Genomic DNA, 6,148 nt, shown 5'->3' on the forward strand with positions numbered 1-6,148 from the left:
CCCGCAAAAGGAGGTCAAACCACCCATGGACTGCAAACATTCCGCCGACGTGAACCGCCGTCTGGCCCGCATCAGCGGGCAGGTGAACGGCATCCGGGAGATGGTGAACGAGGGCCGCCCCTGCGACGAACTGCTGATCCAGCTGTCCAGCGTGAGCAGCGCCGTGACCCAGGTGGCGAAACTCATCCTCACCGAACACCTGACCCACTGCGTGCTGTCCGACTGCGACGAGGACACCCTGGCCCGGCTGGAGGAGGCCATCGACCAGTTCGCGAAGCTGAAATGACAAAGAAAAATGCCGTTCCCCGCCGGGAACGGCATTTTTGGTTGTTCAGAAAGCGGCCAGGGCGGCGTTCAGCCGGGCGAGGGTCTCCTCCTTGCCCAGCATGGCGGCCAGGTCGGTGCCGCCGCCGGGGGTGCGCTGCTTGCCCGAGAGGGCGATACCCAGAGGATAGAGCAGCCAGCCGTTCTTGACCTCCATCCCCTCGGCCAGCTGTTTGCAGGCGGCGAAGATGGCGTCCTTGTTCCAGTCGTTCAAGCCTTCCAGCACCGGCTTCAGGGCTTCCAGGGCGGTCTTTGCGGTCTCGGGGGTGGTCTTCTGCTTTTTGTTGGCGTAGAGTTCGGGGCCGTAGGGCACCACCGCGTCGAAGAAGTCCAGCTGCTCGGGGATCTCGCCCAGCACCTCGCACCGGGGCTGGAGGTTCTGGCACAGCAGGTCCCGGTCGATGGGGCGGTGCACCGCCTGGTCGATCCAGGGGTCGGCCATCTTGCGGAACGCCTCGGGGGTCAGCCGCCGGATGTACTCGGCGTTGATGGCCCGCAGCTTCAGCGGGTCGAAGATGGCCGGGCTCTTGCTGATGCCGCTCTCGTCGAAAATTTTGCACATCTCCTCCAGGGTGAAGATCTCCTCCTCGCCCTTGGGGCTCCAGCCCAGCAGCAGGATGTAGTTCAGGATGGCCGCGCTGAGATAGCCCTTGGCCACCAGGTCCTGATAGGAGGCGTCGCCGTTGCGCTTGGACAGCTTGTTGTGGGCGTCCTTCATCACCGGCGGGCAGTGGATGTACACCGGGATGGGCCAGCCGAAGGCCTCGTAGAGCAGGTTGTACTTGGGGGTGCTGGAGAGATACTCCGAGCCGCGGATGACGTGGGTGATGCCCATCAGGTGATCGTCCACCACGTTGGCGAAGTTGTAGGTGGGCATGCCGTCCGCCTTGAGGAGGATCTGGTCCTCCAGCTCGGCGTTGTTCACCTCGATATGGCCGTAGACCGCGTCGTCAAAGCCGGTCACCCCCTCGGTGGGGCACTTCTGGCGGATGACGTAGGGCGTGCCCGCCGCCAGTTTTTCGGCCACCTCCTCGGGGCTCAGGTCCCGGCAGTGGCGGTCGTAGTGGCCCACCGCCTCGCCGGCGGCCTTCTGCTGGGCGTGCAGCTCTTCCAGCCGCTCAGGTGAACAGAAGCAGTAATAGGCCTTGCCCTCGGCCACCAGCTGCTCGGCGTACTGCTTGAACAGGCCCATCCGCTGACTCTGGATGTAGGGGCCCACCGGCCCGCCCACGTCGGGGCCCTCGTCCCACAAAAGGCCGGTCTGGCGCAGGGTGTCGTAGATGATGTCCACCGCGCCCTCCACATAGCGGCCCTGGTCGGTGTCCTCGATGCGCAGGATGAACGAGCCGTCGGGCACGCTGCGGGCCTTGAGGTAGGCGTAGAGGGCGGTGCGCAGGTTGCCCACATGCATATAGCCGGTGGGGCTGGGGGCGAAACGGGTGCGAACGGAATTTTTCAGCATGGTGCGTTTACTCCTTCAAAACGGCGGTGCGGTGCGGCCCGCCGGGCTTTTCTCTGTTCCATTCTAAACGCTGCGCCGCCCTTTGTCAATTTGCCGATTTGCAATGAGCGCCGCTTTTCCTTATAATAGGAGTATTCCCGCGCGGCCCGCCGGGCCGGACCACTCGATAACAGGAGTTTTGACCGATGAATTTTCTCTCTCTTTCCTTCCTGGGTTTTGGCGTTGTGGTGTTCGCCGTCTGGTGGGCGCTGCCCGCCCGCTTCCGCCCCTGGGCGCTGGCGGCGGCCAATGTGTATTTTGCCCTGAGTTTCGGCCTGCAGGCGCTGGCAGCGCTGGCGCTCATCACCGCCGCCGGCTGGGCCTGCGGCCTGTGGATGGCCCATGGCGGCGGCAGGGCCGCCCTGGCGGTGGGCGTGCTGGCGGGGGTGCTGCCCCTGGCGGGCTACAAGTACCTGCCCGCCCTGGCCGGCCGCTGGCAGGCGCTGGCCTCCTTCGCGGACCTGCTCATGCCGGTGGGCATCAGCTTCTTCGTGTTCAAGAACATCACCTATCTGGTGGCGGTGTACAAGGGGGCCCTTCCCGCCGAGAAGAACCCGCTGTACTGCTTTGCCTACACCGGCTTTTTCGCCCAGCTCACCAGCGGGCCCATCCAGCGGGCGGAGAGCTTTCTGCCCCAGCTGAAGAACCCGCCCGCCTTTGACCGGGCGCTGGCGCTGAACGGCTGCGTGCGGCTGTGCTGGGGCATGTTTTTGAAAAAGTGCCTGGCGGACCACTTTGCCGCCTACTACAACGCCCTCTACCAGCCCGACCACTACTACTCCCTGGGCATCGTCTGGTCGCTGGCGGCCTACAGCCTGTACATCTACTTCGACTTCGCCAGCTACTCCCAGCTGTCCATCGGGGTGGCGAACCTTTTGGGGCTGCGGTGTGAGGAAAACTTCCTCAGCCCCTACCTCTCCCGCAGCGTGGGCGAGTTCTGGCGGCGCTGGCACATCAGCCTTTCCAGCTTTCTGCGGGATTACATCTACATCCCTCTGGGCGGCAGCCGCCACGGTGTGCCGGTGCTCATTCTGGCCACCATGGTCACCTTCCTGGTCTCCGGCGCGTGGCACGGGGCGGCCCTGGGCTTTGTGGTGTGGGGCGGCCTGCACGGGGTCTATCTGCTGGCGGGGCGGGCCACCCGGCCCCTGCGGGAGAATGCCTGGGCGCTTTTGCGCCAGAAGCCCGGCAGCCCGGTGCGCAGCGCGGTGGGCTGGGCCGTCACGCTGGTGCTGGTGTGCTTTGCCTGGATCTTCTTCTTCAGCGGCGACGTGGGCCAGGTGCGGCTGCTGCTGAGCTATCTCGCCCGGCCCATCCCCTTCAGCGTGCAGTATCTCAAGGAGAGCTTCACCCAGCTGGGCTACACCGCCGCCGTCATGGCCCGGCTGGGCCTGTTCGCCCTGGCCGCCTTCGGGGTGGACTTTGCCGCCCGGAAGGACGGCTTCGGCCGCTGGGCCGCCGCCCGCAGGGGCTGGGTGCAGGTGCTTTTCTGCTACGGATGCGTCTTCGCCACCCTGTTCTGGGGCGCGGCGGGCACGCTGCAAAACATCTATTTTCAGTTTTAAAGGGAGGCGCGGGATTTGAAACGTTTTCTCTTGATCGTGGCGCTGTTCCTCGCGCCCGTTCTCTTGTTCGTCGCCCTCTTCGCGGGGGCCGTCTACGCCAGCGGCGAGTGGCACACCGAGGAGGAGATCGCCGCCAAAGTGGCGGCGGGCGAGCCGGCTTTTCTGGGCCTTGCCTACCGGGACAACACCCGCTACTACAAGCATCTGGTGGCAAACGCCCTGGGTGCCGACCTGCTGGTGCTGGGCACCAGCCGCAGCATGCAGTTCCACAGCGAGTTCTTCACCACCGACAGCTTCTACAACGCCGGCGGCGGCGCGGGCTATGTGAACGAGTTCCAGTATTTTCTGGAACAGCTGGACGAGGACAAACTGCCCTCCACCCTGATCATGGTGCTGGACCAGAACTTTTTCAACGGCGCCTGGGTGGGCACCGGCAGCATGCCGGAGTTCTTCGACTACAACCACTATGAATTCTCGATGCGGTCGGCGCTGCCCCAGGCCATCCGGGACTGGGCCCAGGGCAAATTTACCCTGCGGGCGGCCTACGGCAGCCACCCGGACGTCTACGGCATGGCCGCCGTGGGCCGGGGCAGCGGCTACAACGCCGACGGCAGCTACAACTACGGCACCCTGCTGGACCACCCCGAGACCGGCACCGACGTGGGCTTCCACGACACCTTCGACCGCATCCTGAAGGGCACCAACCGCTTTGAGTTCGGCGAATACGTCCACGAGCCCAGCACCTATGCCATTGAGGACCTGCTGGCCTGGTGCAACGGGCACGACATCGAGGTGGTGCTCATCGTGCCGCCCTTCGCACCCAGCGTCTATGAGCGTATGGTGGAGAGCGGCAACTACGGGTATTTTGATTGGATCATGCCCATCCTCACCGAACTCTGCGAGCCCTACGGCTACGAGGTGTACGATTTTTCCTACATGCCCGACACCCTGGACGAGGAGTATGTGGACGGCTACCACGGCAGCGACCGGGTCTACGCCCGCCTCGCGCTGCACCTGGCCGCCGAGAGCGAGACCCTGGCGGGCCTGATCGACACCGAGTATCTGAACGCCGCCCTGGCACCCTCCTCCAGCCCGCTGCGGCTGGCCCAATAACACTCTTGCAAGCTTGGCAGGGCGGGTATATAATGATAGCGTTCTCTGGCATACCATCGGAGCAGAATCGAGGTTTTACCAAATGAGTGAACAAATCGAGCGCAAAAAGCGCATTCTTTCCGGCATCCAGCCCACCGGCACCTTCACCCTGGGCAACTACATCGGCGCGGTGCGCAACTGGGGCAGCCTGCAGCGGGATTTCGAGTGCCTGTATATGGTGGCCGACCTGCACTCGCTGACCGTGCGCCAGGAGCCCGCGGCCCTGCGCCGCCGCACCCGGGAGGCCGCCGCTATGCTGCTGGCCGCCGGCATCGACCCCAAGGTGAGCCTGGTCTTTGTGCAGAGCCATGTGCCCGCCCACACCCAGCTGAGCTGGGTGCTCAGCTGCAACGCCCAGTTCGGCGAGCTGTCCCGCATGACCCAGTTCAAGGACAAGAGCGCCAAGCACGCCGACAACGTGAACGCCGGCCTGTTCACCTACCCCGCCCTGATGGCGGCGGACATCCTGATCTACAACGCCGACCTGGTGCCCGTGGGGGTGGATCAGAAGCAGCACCTGGAACTGACCCGCAACATCGCCCAGCGGTTCAACAATCTGTACAGCCCCACCTTCACCCTGCCCGAGCCCTACATCGGCAAGACCGGCGCCAAGATCATGAGCCTGCAGGAGCCGGACAAGAAGATGAGCAAGAGCGACCCCAATGTGAACGGCTTCATCCTGATGACCGACGACGCCGACACCATCCTGCGCAAGTGCAAGCGCGCCGTGACCGACAGCGACGGCGTGGTGCGCGCCGGGGAGGACAAGCCCGGCGTGACCAACCTGATGAACATCTACGCCTCCCTCACCGGCAAGACCCACGCCGAGATCGAGGCCGAGTTCGACGGCAAGGGCTACGGCGTCTTTAAGGAGGCGGTGGCCCAGTGCGTCATCGACGAGTTCCGCCCCATCCAGGCCGAGTACGAGCGCATCCTGGCGGACAGGGAATATCTGGACGGCGTGCTGAAGGACGGCGCCGCCGCCGCCAGCCGCATGGCCGACCGCATGGTGGCCAAGGTGTACAAAAAGATCGGGCTGGTACAGCTGTAAAAAAACCGACCTTTTTCCACATTTTTCGCCGCGCTCCGTGCCCGGAGCGCGGTTTTTGTTCACAAAAAGTTTGCAATATTCCATTTTTACCATATATTGACATTTTCTCCCTGCTGCGGTATAATTATGTCGATAAATTCCCCTGTGTATATAAATTCGCAACAAAAAGGAGAAAAGCCATGAAATCCACCGGTATCGTTCGCAAGGTCGACGGACTGGGCCGCGTGGTTCTTCCCATCGAGCTGCGCCGCCTGATGAATCTGGAAGAGAACGCCTCCCTGGAGATCTTTGTGGACGGAGACGAGATCGTGCTGAAGAAGTACCAGCCGGCATGCATCTTCTGCGGCGAGGCCAAAGGCGTGGTGGCCTTTGAGGGGCGCAACATCTGCCCCGCCTGCCGCAAGAAGATCGGGGCGCTGTAAAGCCGCCGGCCTTGTCTGCGTGGCCGCCACGTTTCGCGCCGTCTGACCAGCGACAGAGTCAGGACCCCCGGCAAAGCCGGGGGCTTGAGTAAGCCCTAGAAGGGCATAATACAGACAACGCCCCTCAAGGGGC

6 protein-coding genes are annotated in these 6,148 nt (G+C 63.8%); 5 read left to right on the forward strand and 1 reads right to left on the reverse strand.

Going from position 1 to position 6,148, the window contains the following annotated elements; translation table 11 throughout:
- Positions 1 to 25: 25 nt before the first annotated feature.
- Complete coding sequence (locus tag ACH2A7_RS09965) at positions 26 to 286, forward strand: metal-sensitive transcriptional regulator (RefSeq protein ID WP_177521481.1); 261 nt, start codon at positions 26 to 28, stop codon at positions 284 to 286.
- A gap of 45 nt (positions 287 to 331) precedes the next feature.
- Here the strand turns inward: ACH2A7_RS09965 and gltX are convergent, their stop codons facing one another.
- On the reverse strand, positions 332 to 1,783 hold the full coding sequence (gene gltX, locus ACH2A7_RS09970; RefSeq protein WP_394961752.1) for a glutamate--tRNA ligase: 1,452 nt from the start codon (positions 1,781 to 1,783) through the stop codon (positions 332 to 334).
- Between the two features lie 188 nt (positions 1,784 to 1,971).
- Here gltX and ACH2A7_RS09975 point away from each other — a divergent pair, with 188 nt between their 5' ends.
- The 4 genes from ACH2A7_RS09975 to ACH2A7_RS09990 all read left to right on the forward strand — a co-directional run bounded on the left by ACH2A7_RS09975 (position 1,972) and on the right by ACH2A7_RS09990 (position 6,015).
- Positions 1,972 to 3,390, forward strand: a complete 1,419-nt coding sequence (locus tag ACH2A7_RS09975; protein ID WP_394961744.1) for an MBOAT family O-acyltransferase — start codon at positions 1,972 to 1,974, stop codon at positions 3,388 to 3,390.
- 15 nt (positions 3,391 to 3,405) lie between these two features.
- Positions 3,406 to 4,503 (forward strand): hypothetical protein, encoded by a 1,098-nt coding sequence (locus ACH2A7_RS09980; RefSeq protein WP_394961746.1) that lies wholly within the window; start codon positions 3,406 to 3,408, stop codon positions 4,501 to 4,503.
- Between the two features lie 82 nt (positions 4,504 to 4,585).
- Complete coding sequence (gene trpS / locus ACH2A7_RS09985) at positions 4,586 to 5,593, forward strand: tryptophan--tRNA ligase (RefSeq protein WP_394961748.1); 1,008 nt, start codon at positions 4,586 to 4,588, stop codon at positions 5,591 to 5,593.
- A 179-nt stretch (positions 5,594 to 5,772) separates the two neighbouring features.
- Positions 5,773 to 6,015 carry an AbrB/MazE/SpoVT family DNA-binding domain-containing protein gene (locus ACH2A7_RS09990; protein WP_394961749.1) on the forward strand — a complete coding sequence of 81 codons (243 nt, stop codon included), beginning with the start codon at positions 5,773 to 5,775 and terminating at the stop codon, positions 6,013 to 6,015.
- The last annotated feature ends 133 nt before the right edge of the window (positions 6,016 to 6,148 follow it).

The organism is Candidatus Allofournierella merdavium (assembly GCF_944382735.1).
In the GTDB taxonomy this organism is placed as follows: domain Bacteria; phylum Bacillota; class Clostridia; order Oscillospirales; family Ruminococcaceae; genus Allofournierella_A; species Allofournierella_A merdavium.

Excerpts from the sequence above, each read along its gene's own strand:
- ACH2A7_RS09965 (WP_177521481.1), top strand. The coding sequence starts at position 26 with ATGGACTGCAAACATTCCGCCGACGTGAACCGCCGTCTGGCCCGCATC.
- ACH2A7_RS09975 (WP_394961744.1), top strand. The coding sequence starts at position 1,972 with ATGAATTTTCTCTCTCTTTCCTTCCTGGGTTTTGGCGTTGTGGTGTTC.
- trpS (WP_394961748.1), top strand. The coding sequence starts at position 4,586 with ATGAGTGAACAAATCGAGCGCAAAAAGCGCATTCTTTCCGGCATCCAG.
- ACH2A7_RS09990 (WP_394961749.1), top strand. The coding sequence starts at position 5,773 with ATGAAATCCACCGGTATCGTTCGCAAGGTCGACGGACTGGGCCGCGTG.